The following is a 16,940-nucleotide window of genomic DNA, read 5'->3' as shown; positions in this document are numbered from 1 at the left end:
GCTGATGCCTGCGCCCGATCTCTCCAGCCTTGAAAAAATCCAGGCCGAACTGCGTCGTTACGAACATCCGCTGCTGGAATTCCAGGCTGTAGAGCATCCCGGTGGCGTTCAGGTCATCATCTCGCTCAAAGTGGCGGATATTCTGGAGCCCTACACCTTTGTCATTCCACACCGTGACCTCCAGGACCCACGCTATGGGTGGCGCTTTCAGAACCTGCTGTTCAACTACATCCACGACTACATGATTGAAACCTTCACCCACACGCCAAACCACATCGGGACTTAGGCAAACACAGGGGGTAAACACAGGGGGCAAACGCAGGCAGTGGCAGCCCCGGTCGTCGCAAGGCCACAGCATCACGTTCAGTACAGACCGGTATGCACACCAACACCGGTAGGAATAGCAGTTGCCAATACCATGGATGACTTCCCGGTGTGTATCCTCGCAGGCGGCCGGAGCTGGCGCATGGGGCGGCCAAAGGCGCTGTTGCCTTTTCCCGATGCTCCGTTGCTCTTGGTCTTGACTGACCGCCTGCGGGCGGTTTTCCGTCGTGTGTATGTTGTGTGTTCGCCGGTTGGTCTCTCAGCGGCTTCTGACGCAGTTCGGAGATTATTATCAGACTATTGTTTTGACAGGCACATCCTGGTTGACCCCATCCCCAATGGCGGCCCGCTCAGCGGTATCGCCTGCGCCGTCGCACACACCCGCCAACTCGGACGCCCACGGTGTCTGGTCATCCCATGTGATATGCCGTTCCTGACAACGACCTTCCTGGCACGGCTCGCCAGCACCCACCCCACGGCCCCGGCGGTTGTCCCCTTCACAGCCGACGGACAACCAACCGGCGTCTGCGCCGCCTACAACGTTGCCATCCTGCCTGCCCTCTCTGCCTTCCTGCGCCGGGGCGGCCGGCGCGTCCGGGATTTCCTCCAGACCATCCCCGCCGCGCCACTCCCCTTCCCGAACTACGCCGACCTGCCCGGCGCTGACCGGTTGCTTTACAACCTCAACACGCCCGCTGACTATCGCCAAGCCCTGCTCTGGCATCAGGAAGCCCGGCTGGAAAATTCGTTATCAGACGAAAGTTCCAGCCAGCCGCGCCAACAGTTTCCCAAAATCCGTCTCGACCATCAGTAAATCCCGGCACTCTGGCGCCAGAAATCCCTCCTGCACGGCCCGGTCGAGAAAGCCCAGCAGCCCATCATAGTAACCGGCCACATTGAGCAGTCCCACCGGCTTGCTGTGATAGCCAAGCTGCCGCCAGGTCCAGATTTCAAACAACTCATCCAGCGTGCCAATCCCGCCCGGCAGCGCGACAAACGCATCGGACAGCTCCATCATGCGCGCCTTCCGCTCATGCATTGTCCGCGTGACGTACATTTCCGTCACCTCACGGTAGGCCACCTCACGCTCCAGCAGCCGCTCCGGGATGACCCCGATGACCCGTCCCCCGGCCGACAGCGCCGCCTCCGCCACCACGCCCATCAGGCCCACGTGCCCGCCGCCATAGACGACCTCGATGCCCTGCTGTGCCAGCCGCTCTCCAACCGACCAGGCCACCTCCCGATAGGCGGTTGCCTGCCCGGTTTGAGACCCACAATAGACACAAACCCGCTTCAGTTGCCCCGGCCCGTTCAAGCCTCCCTTCCTCCCTCTCCGGCTTGCTGTTTTTCCTGCTTTTTTTCTTGCTTTACCTGCCGTGTCTGCCGTCCCTGTTGTCTGGCACCCTCTTTACGTTATCAGACGAAGGTATCAATCCTGCGATGCCCCCTCAGCAATCCACACCTGCCGTAAAAAGGCGTAACTCCCCGACAACTCCAGCGTAATCCCCTGCACCCGCTCATGGGCAATCGCCACGTTGTTCGGATACCACAGAAAAATCTGCGGCACGTCGCTGACCACCTGTTTCTGCACCAGCCCGTACAGCCGCCGCTGCTCAGCCTTGTCTGTCGTCGCCGCCGCCGCCCGCAGCCAGCGATCCACCTCCGGCGACCGATAGCGCGCCCGGTTCGCCCCCTCGCTGTACCCCTTCGCCTTCGTCGGAATCCGGGACGACTCGTAGAAGTAACTCAGAAAATCCACACTCTGGTTGGCCCCGACGTTGATGAGATAAAACATCTGGAAATTGCCGGCGATGGTATCCTGCAAAAACGTCTGAAACTCAAACGAGCGCAGGGACAGCTCCACCCCCACCCGCTTGAGCTGTTCCTGCAACACCGCCGCCACCTGCCGCGACAACTCCGCCGACGAGGTCTTCAGCTCCAACCGCAAGGGCCGCCCCGGACCATACCCCGCTTCCGCCAGCAGCCGCCGGGCTTCTTCCGGGTCGTAGCGCGGCGGCGGCAGGTCTTCCGGGTAGGCCCACTGCTCCGGCGGCAGCGGCCCCGCCGCCGGCCGCGCCATGCCCCGCAACACCGTGCGGATGATCGTCTCCCGGTCAATCGCCAGCGCCAGCGCCCGCCGGACCCGTACATCTGCCAGCCGGGCGTCCTCGCAGTTGAGTCCCAGATAGGCAATGTTCGTCCCCTTCGCCTGCACGAGCTTCAGCCCCGGCGTCTTCCCCAACGCCTGGTTGGTGCTGTAGGCCAGGTCAGCGTTCACCGCCAACTGCACCGTCCCCTTGCGCAACTCCAGCTCACGGGTCATGGCATCGGGAATGAAGCGAATCTGCAGCCGCTTCAGCCGGGGTGCGCCCTTGAAGTACGCCGGATTGGCCTCCAGCCAGATGTCGTGGTTTTCCCGGTAAGTCACGACCCGGAACGGCCCCGTCCCGACCGGCCGCTGGGCAGCTTCCTCCGGCGACGTGCCCTTCGGCACAATCCCCACTGCCACCAGACTGCCCAGCATGGGCAGGTTCGGCGCCCGGCAGCGAAACACAACCGTCCGCTCATCCGGGGCCTCGATGGCCTCCACCAGCGCAAAGTCCCCCTTCTTGGGCGAGTTGAACGTCGGCGCGCACAGGCTCTCGAAGGTGTATTTCACGTCCTCGGCCGTCAGCGGCCGGCCGTCGTGAAAAACCACCCCGGGCCGCAGCCGGAAGGTGAACACCCGCCCATCCGGTGAAATGGTGAAGTCCGCCAGCTCCGGGACAATGTCAAGCTGCTCGTTCTTGTTGACCAGCGTATCGAAGATGATCTGGTGCAGGCGCGCCGAAACGGCATCATTCCCCACCCGTGGGTCCAGGGTCTTCGGCGGCTTCTCAACCGCCATCACCAGCGTATCGGCCGCCAGCACCACCGGACGCCGACACCCGCCGGGCCAGACCATCAACCCAATCGCCACCAGAACCCAGCCCAGTTTCCAGGACCAGCACGGGTGCGGCCGCTCATGCCAGGGCATAACGGTAATAGTTGGCGTAGTTGTAAAAATCCTCCCGCAATCCGCGCCCAAGCTGCCCCATCACCCCGGCCAACTCCTTCTGCAGGGCAAAGGCAGAAAACTCCACGAAGTTCAGCACCCAGGCCGACGTATAGACCATCCCCAACTTGCGCGGTACGGCTTCCCAGATGTTCGGATGCAGCTTCTGCATCTGCAACATCAGCTTCACAAAATCCCCCCACGCCATCCGGTCCTGGAACAGTCCCGTCCGTACCGACGGCGGCAACTGATGCAGCGCCTCCATGACGATGTTGAGCAACTCGTTGACGGCCTTCGGGTCCTCGCCCTCATCGGCCACCATGTAGCGCGTAAACGCTGCCATAATCGCCACGCCCGGCTCGTAGGCGTTGATGAGCCGCAATGACGCCTCATCCAGATGCTGCCCCTTGAGTGCCAGATCAATCAGATGCGTGATCCGCCGCAGGTTCCGCACCAGCGAACCAAAACCGCAAAACGTCAACGGCGAATTCAACGATGCCGCATCCCCCAGCAGCAACACCCGGTGCGCCGCCGTCCGCTTCTGCGGCCCCAGACCCACGTGGTGCAGCCCCGGAATGTACCCGAACACCGGCCGCCGGAAGGCAAACCCCGCTCCGGGCCGCTTGTACTGCGGCAACGTCTCAAAGTACGTCTCAAACAACGCCAGCAACGACAGCCGCCCGATGTCTGCCACCGGCGCGTAGTGAAACAGGTAGGTCGTAAACTCCCCGTCCTGCCCGGCAAACCCTTCCCACAGCAACTGCCGCCCGTCCTGCGCATGCCCGGTCGTTACCAGAATTTCCCCGACCCGCGCATTGACCTCATCCGCCGCCGAACCGGTCGCAAAGCCCGTGGCAATCGTCCCGACCGTCGGACACAGATAGCTCACCGTCTCCCGTGGGTTGAGCTGCCGGGCAATCGGCGACAGCGTTCCCATCGTGTCAATGAACAACTGCCCCCAAAACGCCAGCCGGCCCGCTTCAGCCTGCCGGACGACGACGGTCACCCCCTCCGCCTCGACCTGCACCTGCTCCAGCGTCGCCTGGTCCAGACACCGGCTGCCGCCAGCCGCCAGCAACTTCTGCCGGCACTGCGCCAGTAACCGATCTGACGACACCGCCAGCGTCAGTACGTCGTCAAACCACAGCGGCTCAGCCGCAATGGGGCAACCTTCCGCATGGAATTTAACAAACCCGCCTTCATACTCAGCCGTGATGAAGGCTTCCATCTCGGACGGCGTAAACAACCCGGCCTCACTTAGCCGTTGCAGCTCACCCCGTGAAATGTTCCAGTCCCGATGGGTCCGCCCCACCCGGTGCCGGTCAAACACGAGCACCCGCCAGCCATAGTGCGCGGCCAGCGTCGCACCAACAATCAGGCCAAAACAGCCGCCGGCCACAATGACATCAAAGGTCTCAGCGACTGCCGACTGCGGCCCGGAAGCCGCGCCAAACACGACCATGGGCTGGGGCGTCGCCAGCAGACGATGCCGGTGCAGGTCGAGCTCGACCAATCGCTCAAACCAGACTTCCCCTTCCGGCATACCGCAAAACGCAGCATAGGTGCGGGGATAGGCTTCACGAATGGCAGCCGAGCCAAGCTGGGGTAACGCATTGAACGAACTCATGGGAAGGTCAGCCGCAAGCCAGGAAAGATGAAATGGTGAGGAACCGCACAGGCGGCGTCACTGTATCGCACCTGCCCCAAAAACGAAACACACACCCACGTTTCCCGCGCCCACACCGCCGCCATGATACGATTTGTCCTGATTCATCGCGTTCCATCACCAGATACCATCCCCTTGCTGCCTGCTGAGGAACCGCCATGCGCGTTTCATCCAGCCTGCTCATTGCCTGCCTGCTGGGATGCCTGGCATGGCCTCTGGTCAGCCCTGGCCAGGCTCCGCCCAAGCGCCCGACCACTGAACCACCGGCCACCCCACCGGCAGCCCCGGTCCCCCCTGAAGCCACGGCGCTGCTCCGCGGCCAGGTCATCGAGGGCAACCTCGCCAGTGGAGAAACCCGTCACTACCAGGTGTCCCTCGCCGCCGGCGAGTTTGCCGTCGTCATGGTCGGACAGGTCGGTGTGGAGTTACACGTCGCCGTCGCCGGCGATGACGGCCGCCGCCTTGAACAATTGGCCGGCTGGAACGGAATCTCCCGCGCCCGTCCCGTACTTCTGCTGGCCGACACGGCCACCACCTGCCGCATCACCATTACCAACCATGAACGCCAGGCCGGCGCGTTCTTCGTCCACCTCACCACCCACCGCCCGGCCGCGGACGTGGACCGGCAACGCTTCACCGCCTTTGAAACCCTCCAGTCCGCCCAGCGCACCCGTCAGAAAAACACCAAAGCCGCCCTGGAAAGCGCCGTCGAACAGCTCCACCAGGCCCTGACCGCCTACCAGGCGGCCAACGATGCCGACGGCGAGGCCGAAACCCTCGTCACCCTGGGCCTCGTCTATGACAATCTGGGCCAGACCCGGCGGGCCATCGAATGCTACGACCGCGCCTTCCCCCTGCGCCGCGCCGGCGGCGAACCGGCCGGACTCATGCAGCTTTTCAACAACCTGGCGCGCGCCTACGACCATGCCGGCGAAAAACGCCGCGCCGTGGACTACTACCGGCAAGCCGTCGCCCAGGCCGATGCCCTGCGGGATCACAAGAGCGGCAGCATCCTGCGCACCAACCTCGGCTATACCCTCGACATCCTGGGCGAAAAGCAGGAAGCCCTCGACCTGCTCGAACAGGCCGTTGCCATGGCCCGCCAGGCCTCCAATGCCGCCATCGAAGCCAATGCCATCAACAACCAGGGACTCGTCTATGAATCCCTCGGCCTGCTGCCGCGCGCCCAGGAACACCTCGAACGTGCCATCAGTATCTACCGCCAGCGCAACGACCGGCGCTCCCTCGCCGTGGCCCTCACCAACCTGGCGCGTGTCCACTCCAAAGCCGGCCGGCTTGAACCAGCCCGGCTCGCCCTTGAAGAAGCCCTCCCCCTGCGCCGGGAAACCGGCGACAGGCGCGGTGAAGCCAATACGCTCACCGGTCTCGGCAACATCAGCGTTGCGCAGGACAAGCCTGATTTTGGCCAACGCTGCTTTGAGCAGGCCCTCGTGCTGCGCCGGGAAACCGGCGACAAACGCGGCGAAGGCGTGACCCTCGCCGCGCTCGCCGCCACCTTCACCCGGCTCGGACAACCGGCCACCGCACAAACCCACTACGAACAGGCCCTCGCCCTTTTCCAGGCGGTCGGCGACCGGACGAGCGAAGCCAACATCCTCGACCATTCCCCGCCTGCCCGGCACCCGCCGCGAAGCCGATGCCATCCTCGCCCTGGTGCCCAAATCCAGACGCCTGTCCATGACGGACTTCGCGGCCAACCGCGAGAACCTTCTCACCGGCGACCTGCCCCGATACCGCCTCCTCCACATTGCCTCCCACGGCCTGGTGGACAACGAGCGCCCGGAACTGTCCAGCCTCCTGGTGTCACGGTTTGATGCCAAGGGGCAGCCGCGCGAAGGTGTCGTCGGGCTGCCGGACATCTTCAACCTGCAACTGTCCGCCGAACTCGTCGTCCTGAGCGCCTGCAAAACCGGACTGGGCACGTTTGTCCGCGGCGAAGGGCTGGTCGGGCTGACCCGTGGCTTCATGTATGCCGGCGCGTCCCAGATTGTCGTCAGCCTGTGGAGCATCAGCGACCAGTCCACGGCGCGGCTGATGACCCACTTCTATCGCGCCCTGCTTCGGGACAAACGTCCCCCGGCCGCGGCCCTGCGCCAGGCGCAACTGGACATGCGACGCGAATCCCGGTACCGCCACCCCTTTTTCTGGGCCCCTTTTCAGGTTCACGGTCAGTGGTCGCCCGCCAACTCAGATTGAACATCCCACGGCACACCTGACGGCACACCTGGAGGAAAACGCGCATGGCCGCTCCCACCCCTGTCCCTCTCCTCTGGGTTCTCAACACTGACCTGCCGCCATATCCCGTTGAAGTCACCCGCTTTCCCTTCACCATGGGACGGCACAGCAGCCATCACCTGCCGCTGCGGCATGCGGCCGTCTCCCGCCACCACGCGGAAATCATCCGCCCGGATACCGGCGACATTCTGCTCCGCGACCTCCACAGCAGTGGCGGCACGCTGGTCAACGGCGAGCCGGTGTCCGAAGCCACCCTGGCCGACGGGGACGAGATCACGCTGGGCAAAGTCGGCGGCATCCGCCTGCTCTACCTGACCCAACCCGCGCTGACCCCTTTGCTGCTGTCCTACCCGGAGCAGGGACAGGTGCAGCGTCTTGTGCTGGGCGAAGGCAGGTTCACCATCGGGCGCAATGCCGATTGCAGCCTCATGCTCAAAAGCGCGAGCGTTTCCCGCTACCATGCCGAAATCATCCAGCAGCCCGATGGCCGCTACCAGATACGCGACCTCAACAGCATTGGCGGCACGTTCGTCAACGGGCAATCCATCCGCGAAGCCACCCTCAGCAGTGGCGACACCATCACCATTTCCCGCCCGGCGGCCGTGCGGCTCAGATTCGTCAGTGCCTGTCAGCCCAAGACGGTTTTCGGCACCGATGAGGCCCTGACCGAAGAAACCGCCCCGGATACGACGCTGGTGCTGGACGAGCGCCAGACGCGCTTTCTCAACCCGGAACTCATGGCGACCGCCGCCAACCTCAATGCCAGGATGCTGCGGCGGCTGACCAGCCTCTGTGACATCACCCACCAGCTCATGGCCCAGTCCAGTGTGCCGGCGCTGGCCGAAGCCTGGCTAACAGCGCTCTTTGCCGCCCTGCCGCTCGATTACGGCATCGTTCTGGTTGGCAACCGCCGGACCCAGCAACTCGAAGTCGCCGGAACACACGGGCAGGGGCGTCCGAGCCGGAGTATCCTGGCCCGGGTACAGCGCGACCGGGTCGGCTGCCTGAGCAGCGATGTGCGGTCCGACGAGCGCTTTGCCACCACCCAGAGCCTGGCCCTGACAAGCACCCGCGCCATTCTCGCCGTCCCCATTGCTTCGGGAAAGCACTTCTGGGGGGTAGGCTACTTTTCCAACGAACACCATCCGGGCGCCTTTGAAAGTGAAGACCTGGAATTCGTCATGGCCACGGCCCGTACGGCCGGGTTGATGCTGGACAACCTCCACCTCATCCGCGAACTCCGCGCCACCCAGGACCTGCTCGTGCAGGCTGACCGGCTGGCGACGATGGGCAAGATGTGCGCCTCGATTTCCCACGAACTGCGCAACCGGCTTGCCCTCATCAGCGGCGTCGAACTCATCCGACTGAAGTACCCCCATGACCCGGACGTGCTGCGGCTGACTGACCTTGCCCTGCACGGGCAGCGCCGGGCCCTGGAGTTGGTCGAGGAAATCCGGCTCTTTGCCCGCAATGCCCCGGCCCAGTATGCCTTCGAGCACCGCGCCCTCCGCCCCATGCTCGAACGGCTTTTGTCGCTCATCTGCGTGGATACCGAACTCAAACAGCGCACCGTCACGTTCCAGGTGCAGGCCGATCCCTGCGCTGTGGTCAATGAGGCCAAGATCGAGCAGGTCCTCATCAACCTCATCCGTAACGCCGTGGATGCCACGCCGCCCGGCAGCGGCGCCATAGACATCACCCTTGGGCTGGAACAGGGCATGGCGGTCATTCACGTCACTGACAACGGGCATGGCATCCCGCCTGACCTCCTGCCGCGTATCTGGGAGCCGTTCTTCACCACCAAAGGCGAACACGGCACGGGTCTGGGGCTGGAAATCTGCCGCCGGATTGTCGAGGCCCACCACGGCAGCCTGCGCTGCACCAGCCAGGTTGGCGTCGGCACCTGCTTCACCATTCTGCTGCCGGCCGTTTCCCCCCAACCGCAGCCCGGTACGCCCCAGTCCACCGGGCGACTGGTCGGCGAACCGCGCCCGGCGCAACCGGCCGGCGTCTGACGCCATTTCCCAAAGAAATCTCTCGACGCTGATGCAGGACTTTTATGCCTGTCTCCAGCGCGGCGCGCCACGCGGTGAAGCCCTGCGCCAGGCGCAACCTGCGCTGCTGACAACCGGCCAAAGCGGTTTTTTCCTGCAGGGCTAAGACCAGGGCGCAACCGGGCGCACCGCCCCGGACGGCAGCGCCTGTAGCCCGCTCGACAAAAAACGTTGTCGCCGGGCCAACGCCGCCGGCAGCGTGTCGTTTTCCCGTACCTGTGCCGGCATCGGCACGCCATCCTCCCCCCCGGCTTCGTCCGCCCGGAGGTAGCCCAGCCGGAACTCCATCTGTGACCCGGCGAGCGGCGCCATTTCTGATTCCGAAAAGCAGAAATCAAACGGTGTGTGCGCCTTGAGCGGCAGCTCGAAATAAACGCTTTCGGTCTGCCGTTCACCCGGCTTGAGCACCGAAACGCGCGGCAACACCGGCGCATAGGTCGGCGGACAGTCCGGCGGCGGCAGACAGGCTTTCTGGCTCAGCTCCACCACTCCATCGGGGCGCTGTTCAACGTAGCCCAGCGTTGAACGTGCATTTGAGTGTCCCCGGTTGAATACATAGCAGGGAACCGCAGCCCGGTTTTCCAGCGTGTAGGTCACAACCAGATGATCACACGGATAGGTGATGCCGTCGTGAACCCCTGCCTTCAACACATCCCCCCGCAGATCACAACGCAGCCCATCCTGCTCGACATGCACGACAAACAACGATTCCATGGCAGTGGTTTCCCGGACAGCCCTCTTTTCGTTATGGCGTGGAGTTTGGGAAGGCAGCGGCGTTTTCCCCCAACAACCCAGCCACAACACCACCACCAGCCCCCCGATCAGTCGTCCCCGCATAAGGTTGCCCTCAACGTCAGTCCCCAAAAGCGAAAGACTCCCGGACCGAAACCTGCGGCGGGAGTCTTCCAGAGTAGCGGTTGTATCCCCGGAGCGTAAAGCGGCTCAGAAACCGGAAAGCCGGGCCAGCATGTAACTCCGCCGCAACTGGAGGTTCATTTCCTCCCGGATGCCGTTCTCCGTCAGCGCGTAGGGATGGTTGGCGTTGTCAAGCTGTTCAGGCGTCCGGGGATCGTTGTCATGGTCGAGCGGCACACCGACGGCCACCCGCTCCAGGTTCGGCACGCGCCCACGGTCGGCTGTATCCACGCCCTGGTAGGTGCCGGGGCGCAGGGTTCCGTGTGTGTAGTCATAGGCATGCGCCATTTCGTGATACAGCACCACAGACGGCGGCGTATAGGCAGCCGTGCCATCGGCAAACTCAAAAGTCGGCGCAAAGGTCGGGTTGTAACCAATGGTCGCATTGGTCGGCGTGCCACGGCGTCCGGTAGCCGGATCGAGAAAGGGATTGGAGCCGCGTGAGCGCGAGGCAAAGCCGTTGTCCTCGGTGATTTCCTCAATCGTCACGGTGACGCGATCCCGCTGACGCGCGGCATCAAAGCTGGCCAGCATCTGCCGCCCCGCCGGCGATGAGCGGAGCATTTCCAGATCGTCCATCACGCGCTGCCGGAACTCATCCGAACCACGCACGATCACTCCCAGCTCACCCGGGTTGCCCGTCAGCTCCACTGTCACCACCTGGTTGCGGCTGCCGCGCGGAGCCGTCCGTACCGTGTCATCCGCCTGGACATACAGCTTGTTGTTGCCGCTGCCGCCGCTGATATTGTCTTTCCCCTGCCCGGCATAGATGGCATCGTCCCCAGCGCCGCCAAACAGCCGATCATCGCCCAGCCCGCCGGAAATGACATCATTGCCTTCACCGCCGTATATGGTGTCGTTGCCTTCGCCGCCTTCCAGGTAGTCATTGCCGGCATTGCCATAAATGAGGTCATTGCCCCGGCCGCCATAGATCGTGTCGTTGCCGTCACCGCCCTGGAGCGTGTCGTTGCCATCGCCGCCATAGATATAGTCGTTGCCGGCACCCCCATTGATGCGGTCATTGCCCGCACCACCATCAATCCGGTCGTGGCCGCTGCCGCCGGTGATGACATCATCGCCATCTCCGCCAAAGAGCCGCAGGTTGACCGTCACGCCCGGATCAACCTGAATCACATCATTGCCGGCCCCGGCCCGAATCACGAGGTTGTTGCGATCACTCCCGGTGAACGTCCGCGACTCGCCGTTGACCGACACAGTCACATCGCCCGTGCGTGCATCCTGTGTCACCCGAATCTGGTCGTCGCCGTCTCCGGTATCAATGACCACCTGGCCGTTGACGCGGGTCACGGTCGCTTCCCGTGAAAAGCCACTCGTGGCCACTGCCGTTGACGGCTGACCCGTGACCTGTCGCCCCATGGCCTGCGTCAGACGCGCCTTGAGGTTCTGCCCAAGGGTTTGCAGATCGTTGAGTTTGCCAAAGCTGACCGGTGTGGATGGCGACGGCCGAGCAACGGCTGAACGCAAATCCAGTTTGTGGGGAATGGACGCGGTGGATGCCGGGTTGACCGACGGGGTTGACTTGGCTGCGACTCGCATGGCTTTCAAATAGTGCCTCCGAAACAAAGGTTAGCATCAAAAACTTGTCTCACCTTCAGTTATCGGTAACGTTCCTGAAACGTTGCCACCCAGCGTCAAAATTTTTTCCATTTTTTCAACCTGCTTTTTTCCAAACCGCTAAAACCAGTGGACAACAGGTTTCATCCACTGCTGTTTTGTTATCAGAATCACGTCTCCAGTATCCACCATCAAACACCTGCACCACCCCCGAAGCCCTGTTACCTGCAACACCAAGCACCACACGCCCCAAAAGCCAAGAGGGCAACCCGGCCAAAGTGGTCGGTTGCCCTCCCAGTGCCAATCAACCAGAAACTGTCCAGCTCTGGCACCCCAAGCCAGCGGCGGCTACCAATCGCTGTAACCAAGGGCGCTTCTCAACTATGGCCCGGGGTTGCCTCCTTCCGCCTCCGTCACCACCCGGTTCGCCAACAGGCGCACATCCACCCGGCGGTTGCGCTGAAGTTCCTCCGGCGTCCGGGCGTTGTCGTTGATCTTGCCCGCCCCGATGTACTCAATCCGCCACGGCTCAATCTTGTGCACGTTGTACAGGTACAGCTTGACAGCCTTGGCCCGGTTTTCCGTCAAGGTCAGATTCTTTGCCTCGCTGCCACGCCGGTCAGCAAAGCCGGAAAGCTCAATCCGAATGCCCCGGCGCGACTTGGCGATCTCAGCCAGCGCATCCAGTTCCGCCTTGGCCTCCGGGCTGAGATCATACCGATTGGTCTGGAAGTACACCGACACCGTTCGCACTTCAATGAAGTCGTCAACAGCACGCGCTGTTTCCGTCAAGCGCGCGTTTGTACGCTCGACACCCAGTTGTGCTTCCTCAGCCTTGCGTTCGGCCGCCTGCGCGCGGGCGTTGGCTTCTTCAGCCCGGGCACTGACCGTATCAATTCGCGCCGACAGGCGGGTGTCCAGGTCCCGAATCGCCGAAGTGTTGCGCGCCACGGACTGCTCCAACTCCTCCGTACGCCCTTCAAGCGGGGCAACCCGCTCATCGATTGTCGTGCGAACATACTTTTTGGTGGCACAAGCTGGGCCAAAAACCACGGCCGCGGCAGCTAGCATGCACAGTAATCCCCATCTTCTCGTCATGCGTCACTCCTTCAGGAAGTCGTGGACGATACCCACATTGGACACCGACCTCACCAGATTTATCTGATGCCTTCAGGCCTCAGCAAAAATTCAGCCGGAGACTATCATGCCCGGTTGGGAAAACCGAAACGCTTTTTAGGTTGCTGCCCACGGGAGTGTTGCCCACGGGCCCACGGAAAATTCCCCCAGTACCAAACTCACGCAGCACCAAGCAGCCCCCGTTGCAGGGCATCAGCCAACTCCAAGGTCGTGGACGGCCGTTCCTGCGGCTGCTTGGCCAGCGCCCGCAGAATCGCCTGCGAAATTCCAAGGGGCAGTTCCCGCCGCAGCTCAATCGGCGGCTGGGGTGGCGCTTTGACATGCTTGTTGGCCAGTTGCATGACCGTATCCGCATGGAACGGCACCCGCCCGGTGAGCATTTCGTAGCAGATGATGCCCAGCGCATACACATCCGTCCGGGCATCAAGTGGACGGTCCATCCACTGCTCCGGCGCCATGTAGTACGGCGTCCCAGCCACCCGCCCCCGCTCCGTCAGAGTCTTGATGAGCTTGCCGGTCATCCGCAGCCGCGCCAGCCCAAAATCAATGACCTTGGCCATCTCCTGCTGACGATTGTACTGCTCGACCATGATGTTTTCCGGTTTCAGGTCGCGGTGGATCACATTCCGCTCATGGGCCACGTGCAGCGCCGCGCAAATCTGCACCATCAGGCGTACGGTCCGGCGAATGTCCAGCACATGCTCCTGACGAAGAATGTCGCGCAGGGTCTTGCCCGACAGCAACTCCATGACCAGAAAGATGGACGCCGGGCGATCCCCCTGGCGTGGCTGCTCGAAGTAGTCATAAATGGCAATGACATTCGGATGCCGGATGCGCCCCAGCGCCAGCGCCTCACGGCGAAAGCGCTCCGAAGCCGCATAGTCCTCCGCCAACTCCGGCTTGAGCACCTTGACGGCCACGGCATCGCCAATGTTGATGCGCTCGGCACGGTAAATCGCCCCAGTTGCCCCCTGGCCAATCCTGGATTGAATGTGGTACTTCCCTTCCAGCACCTGGCCAATCAGGGGGTCCTGACCGGCAAACGGTGACTCAACCCGTGGCTCCTCACGGGTAATCCGGCGGGCAACCGGGGTGGCGGAAGTTGTGCGCACCTGTGGTAGTTCCGCGCCATCCAGGGGACAGAAACGCATCGTGTCTGTCCACACTCGCCCACATCGAGGACAGGTTTTCATGGTTTGCCAACAAACAGAAAAACCCTATGACAAACCCCACGTTGTCACTTCAGCCGGGCGGCCAGGCCAGCGGACGCCCCCCCAGAAGATGTACGTGAAGCTGAAACACCGATTGCCCGGCATCGGGCCCTGTATTGATGACTATCCGGTAGCCGGTTTCAGCAATACCGACCTTGTTGGCGATTTTGGCCGCCATCCGCAACAAATGCCCCAAAACAGCTTCATCACTCTGGGAAGCCTCGTTGAGAGACTCCATCGGCGTCCGTGGAATGATGAGAATGTGGGTCGGTGCCTGCGGATGAATATCCCGGAAAGCCACACATTGCTCGTCATCATAAACAATGTCAGCCGGAGCTTCACCACGGGCAATCCTGAGAAAGATGTTGTCTGCTTCAGCCATGTCACCCCTTCCCGAACGTCATTTCCTGACGTTTCTGTATCCGCACCAAACAGCCTGCCTTTGGCACGCATCGTAACACAGGCCAGTCACCCAAAAACAAAAATCTCCCACCGGACTTGCCCCTATCAGGACAGGGCGCGGAGGCGGTCTCCAACGGCCTGTGCCACCAGGGAAATCGCAATGTCCATGCAGATATGCTGCTGACAGGTACGGCGATAGCAGTCCGTACGACATGCCACATCGAGACCAACCACCTTGTCGGCCGCCGCAAACGGGCCGTTCCGTTCAGCGGACGTTGGCCCATACAGACCGACAATCGGCGTCCCAACGGCGGCTGCCAAATGCAGCGGCCCCGTGTCCCCCCCAACGAACACCGTCGCCCGCTGGGCCAGCGCCAGATACTCCCGCAGGTTCGTCGGAAAGGACACCACCGGCGCCTCCCGCACCACGGCCTGAACCTGCTCAACCAGTGACGCTTCACCCGGCCCGTACGTCACAACGCTGGCCAGTCCATGCTGCCTCCAAAGCAACTCCGCCAGATGCCCAAAGTTGGCCGCCGGCCACCGCTTTGTCACCCACCCGCCACCCGGATTGAGCAGCGCAAAGCGTCCGGTGATGCCATGCCGGGACAACTGTCCGGCCACATAGGCAGCTTCGTCCTCCAGCGGCGGCAGCCAGAACTCGTAGGTTTCCGGCGGCGCAACGCCCAACGCCTCCACCAGACGCAGATTCGCCCGAATCACATGCTCAGAAGGTGAAACTGTGACCTGTTCCGTGTAAGCCAGCCGGCCCGGCGGTTCACGCAGGGCGTCCGTTGCAAAGCCAATCCGCCGCCGGGCCCGGGAATACCACGCCACGGCAGCCGATTTCATCAGCCCCTGAAAATCCAGCGCCACATCCACCGGATACCGGCGAAGCCGGGCCAGACAGTCAGCCGCCTGACGGAACACTTCCCGCCGGTACCACTGCCGCCGCCAGCCGCGGGTGTCCAGAACGATGACCTCATCCAGACCGGGCGCGCCCAGCAGCAACGGCGCGGCCACGCGCTCGACCACCCACGTCAGCCGGGCCGTGGGAAACGCCCGGCGCAGGGCCGCCACCGCCGGCATGGCATGCACGACATCCCCAATGCTGCTCAGTTTGACGATCAAAAAGTGCACACCAGCCAGATGATTATTGCGTTATCAGACGGATGTCAGAAAATCCCACGCCGCACGCACCTTCCCCCACAACGGCACCCCCAGCACCACCAACCCCACCAGCACCGAAAACACCGCCGCCAGCAGCGTCGCCCCGGCCGCCGCGTCCTTCGCCACCTTCGCCAACGGATGAAACTCCGGGCAAGCCAGGTCCACCACGGCTTCAATCGCGCTGTTGACCACCTCCAGCGACAACACCAGCGCCGACATCACCAACACCGGCACCAGCCCGGCCTCCAACCACCAGGCCAACGCCAACGCCAGCCCGCCAATCGTGCACTCAATGCGAAAATTGGGCTGCGACTGCCACGTACGCACCAGTCCCGCCCAGGCATAACCAAAGGACGCCCACAACCGGGGGCCCTCCAGCCGGGCGCGTGCCGGTGGCGCATCACCGGAGGGTGGTGGTTTCATCCGTCTGCGGAGCAGGATGTGAACCGTAGGCTGCGGCTTCCGCCGGCGGCAGCGGCAACGGCACCCGCGGAACGGTCAGCCCATACTTGGCAATACACCAGAGCGCCTGAATCCCATCCTTCCAGCCAATCTTCTTGCCCTCTTCATAGGTGCGCCCATAGTAGCTGATCCCAACCTCATACACCCGCAGCCGCCGCCGCGCGACCTTGATGGTAATCTCCGGCTCAAACCCAAACCGATCCTGCTCCAGCACAATGGACTGAATGACCTCCCGCCGAAAGGCCTTGTAGCAGGTTTCCATGTCCGTCAGGTTCAGGTCCGAAACCATGTTTGAGAGCAACGTCAACAGGCGATTGCCAACCGAATGCCAGAAATACAGCACCCGGTGCGGACGCCCGCCCATAAACCGCGAGCCAAACACGACATCCGCCTTGCCCTCCAGCAGCGGTGCCAGCATCTGCGGGTAGTCTTCCGGGTCGTATTCCAGGTCAGCATCCTGGACAATCACGTAATCCCCGGTCGCCTGCCGGAAGCCTTCGCGGAGCGCTGCGCCCTTGCCACGGTTGACCGGCTGAAACAATGCCCGGAGATTCGGCTGTGTTGCGGCCAACTCCCGCAGAATGTCAGTCGTGCCATCGGTCGAACAGTCATCCACACAGATGATTTCTTTTTCGAGCGGCAACCGGACAGCCTGCACCCGGGCAATCAGCTCACGCAGGGTACGGCGCTCGTTATAGACCGGAATGACAACGGACAACCTGCCGGGCATGAAG

The 16,940-nt window shown here is 62.9% G+C and carries 15 protein-coding genes and 1 pseudogene; 5 read left to right on the top strand and 11 right to left on the bottom strand.

All coding sequences use genetic code 11. From position 1 onward, the window contains the following. Positions 1–4 precede the first annotated feature (4 nt). Both J8C01_RS05970 and J8C01_RS05965 read left to right on the top strand, forming a co-directional pair. The gene (locus J8C01_RS05970) at positions 5–286 is read left to right on the top strand and encodes a hypothetical protein (RefSeq protein WP_211431325.1); all 282 of its coding nucleotides are present in this window, start codon (positions 5–7) and stop codon (positions 284–286) included. Positions 287–418: 132 nt separating this feature from the next. Further along, positions 419–1,138 (top strand): molybdenum cofactor guanylyltransferase, encoded by a 720-nt coding sequence (locus tag J8C01_RS05965; protein ID WP_211431324.1) that lies wholly within the window; start codon positions 419–421, stop codon positions 1,136–1,138. Here the strand turns inward: J8C01_RS05965 and J8C01_RS05960 are convergent. The 3 genes from J8C01_RS05960 to J8C01_RS05950 form a co-directional block, all read right to left on the bottom strand. Beyond that, positions 1,076–1,621 (bottom strand): LOG family protein, encoded by a 546-nt coding sequence (locus J8C01_RS05960; protein ID WP_211432691.1) that lies wholly within the window; start codon positions 1,619–1,621, stop codon positions 1,076–1,078. The two genes, J8C01_RS05965 and J8C01_RS05960, sit on opposite strands and share 63 nt — an antisense overlap. 132 nt (positions 1,622–1,753) lie before the next feature. Further along, positions 1,754–3,283, bottom strand: a complete 1,530-nt coding sequence (locus tag J8C01_RS05955; protein ID WP_211431323.1) for an ABC transporter substrate-binding protein — start codon at positions 3,281–3,283, stop codon at positions 1,754–1,756. A 43-nt stretch (positions 3,284–3,326) separates the two neighbouring features. Next, complete coding sequence (locus J8C01_RS05950; protein ID WP_211431322.1) at positions 3,327–4,985, bottom strand: FAD-dependent oxidoreductase; 1,659 nt, start codon at positions 4,983–4,985, stop codon at positions 3,327–3,329. Between the two features lie 197 nt (positions 4,986–5,182). On the opposite strand from J8C01_RS05950, the pseudogene J8C01_RS15325 reads away from it, so the two are divergent. The 3 genes and pseudogenes from J8C01_RS15325 to J8C01_RS05935 all read left to right on the top strand — a co-directional run. Next, positions 5,183–6,595, top strand: a pseudogene (locus J8C01_RS15325) (tetratricopeptide repeat protein); the annotation flags it as partial. A gap of 52 nt (positions 6,596–6,647) precedes the next feature. Continuing rightward, positions 6,648–7,241: a CHAT domain-containing protein gene (locus tag J8C01_RS05940; RefSeq protein ID WP_371821100.1), complete on the top strand. Its 594-nt coding sequence runs from the start codon at positions 6,648–6,650 to the stop codon at positions 7,239–7,241. Between the two features lie 44 nt (positions 7,242–7,285). Then, the gene (locus J8C01_RS05935; protein ID WP_211431319.1) at positions 7,286–9,295 is read left to right on the top strand and encodes an FHA domain-containing protein; all 2,010 of its coding nucleotides are present in this window, start codon (positions 7,286–7,288) and stop codon (positions 9,293–9,295) included. 141 nt (positions 9,296–9,436) lie between these two features. On the opposite strand, the gene J8C01_RS05930 is transcribed toward J8C01_RS05935, so the two are convergent. The 8 genes from J8C01_RS05930 to J8C01_RS05895 all read right to left on the bottom strand — a co-directional run bounded on the left by J8C01_RS05930 (position 9,437) and on the right by J8C01_RS05895 (position 16,936). Continuing rightward, the gene (locus J8C01_RS05930) at positions 9,437–10,048 is read right to left on the bottom strand and encodes a hypothetical protein (protein WP_211431318.1); all 612 of its coding nucleotides are present in this window, start codon (positions 10,046–10,048) and stop codon (positions 9,437–9,439) included. 228 nt (positions 10,049–10,276) lie between these two features. Further along, the gene (locus J8C01_RS05925; RefSeq protein ID WP_211431317.1) at positions 10,277–11,806 is read right to left on the bottom strand and encodes a M91 family zinc metallopeptidase; all 1,530 of its coding nucleotides are present in this window, start codon (positions 11,804–11,806) and stop codon (positions 10,277–10,279) included. A gap of 399 nt (positions 11,807–12,205) precedes the next feature. Further along, the gene (locus J8C01_RS05920) at positions 12,206–12,922 is read right to left on the bottom strand and encodes an OmpA family protein (RefSeq protein ID WP_211431316.1); all 717 of its coding nucleotides are present in this window, start codon (positions 12,920–12,922) and stop codon (positions 12,206–12,208) included. A 197-nt stretch (positions 12,923–13,119) separates the two neighbouring features. Next, the gene (locus J8C01_RS05915; RefSeq protein ID WP_211431315.1) at positions 13,120–14,112 is read right to left on the bottom strand and encodes a serine/threonine-protein kinase; all 993 of its coding nucleotides are present in this window, start codon (positions 14,110–14,112) and stop codon (positions 13,120–13,122) included. A 91-nt stretch (positions 14,113–14,203) separates the two neighbouring features. Then, complete coding sequence (locus J8C01_RS05910) at positions 14,204–14,554, bottom strand: histidine triad nucleotide-binding protein (protein WP_014099706.1); 351 nt, start codon at positions 14,552–14,554, stop codon at positions 14,204–14,206. A 125-nt stretch (positions 14,555–14,679) separates the two neighbouring features. Then, positions 14,680–15,714, bottom strand: coding sequence for a lipopolysaccharide heptosyltransferase I (gene waaC / locus J8C01_RS05905; RefSeq protein WP_211431314.1), 1,035 nt, complete (start codon positions 15,712–15,714; stop codon positions 14,680–14,682). A 24-nt stretch (positions 15,715–15,738) separates the two neighbouring features. Further along, the gene (locus tag J8C01_RS05900) at positions 15,739–16,167 is read right to left on the bottom strand and encodes a diacylglycerol kinase (RefSeq protein WP_211431313.1); all 429 of its coding nucleotides are present in this window, start codon (positions 16,165–16,167) and stop codon (positions 15,739–15,741) included. Further along, positions 16,145–16,936, bottom strand: a complete 792-nt coding sequence (locus J8C01_RS05895; RefSeq protein WP_014099703.1) for a glycosyltransferase family 2 protein — start codon at positions 16,934–16,936, stop codon at positions 16,145–16,147. The genes J8C01_RS05900 and J8C01_RS05895 overlap by 23 nt, the downstream gene beginning before the upstream one ends. Between the last annotated feature and the right edge of the window lie 4 nt (positions 16,937–16,940).

It is taken from the genome of Chloracidobacterium sp. D, from assembly GCF_018304685.1.
Taxonomy (GTDB): domain Bacteria; phylum Acidobacteriota; class Blastocatellia; order Chloracidobacteriales; family Chloracidobacteriaceae; genus Chloracidobacterium; species Chloracidobacterium thermophilum.
The sequence above is the reverse complement of the archived record's forward strand: the minus strand, read 5'-3'. Positions and strand labels throughout refer to the sequence as shown.

Coding starts and splice junctions, on each gene's coding strand:
- J8C01_RS05970 (WP_211431325.1), top strand. CDS start 5: ATGCCTGCGCCCGATCTCTCCAGCCTTGAAAAAATCCAGGCCGAACTG.
- J8C01_RS05965 (WP_211431324.1), top strand. CDS start 419: ATGGATGACTTCCCGGTGTGTATCCTCGCAGGCGGCCGGAGCTGGCGC.
- J8C01_RS05950 (WP_211431322.1), bottom strand. CDS start 4,985: ATGAGTTCGTTCAATGCGTTACCCCAGCTTGGCTCGGCTGCCATTCGT.
- J8C01_RS05935 (WP_211431319.1), top strand. CDS start 7,286: ATGGCCGCTCCCACCCCTGTCCCTCTCCTCTGGGTTCTCAACACTGAC.
- J8C01_RS05930 (WP_211431318.1), bottom strand. CDS start 10,048: ATGGAATCGTTGTTTGTCGTGCATGTCGAGCAGGATGGGCTGCGTTGT.
- J8C01_RS05925 (WP_211431317.1), bottom strand. CDS start 11,806: ATGCGAGTCGCAGCCAAGTCAACCCCGTCGGTCAACCCGGCATCCACC.
- J8C01_RS05920 (WP_211431316.1), bottom strand. CDS start 12,922: ATGACGAGAAGATGGGGATTACTGTGCATGCTAGCTGCCGCGGCCGTG.
- J8C01_RS05915 (WP_211431315.1), bottom strand. CDS start 14,112: ATGCGTTTCTGTCCCCTGGATGGCGCGGAACTACCACAGGTGCGCACA.
- J8C01_RS05910 (WP_014099706.1), bottom strand. CDS start 14,554: ATGGCTGAAGCAGACAACATCTTTCTCAGGATTGCCCGTGGTGAAGCT.
- J8C01_RS05900 (WP_211431313.1), bottom strand. CDS start 16,167: ATGAAACCACCACCCTCCGGTGATGCGCCACCGGCACGCGCCCGGCTG.
- J8C01_RS05895 (WP_014099703.1), bottom strand. CDS start 16,936: ATGCCCGGCAGGTTGTCCGTTGTCATTCCGGTCTATAACGAGCGCCGT.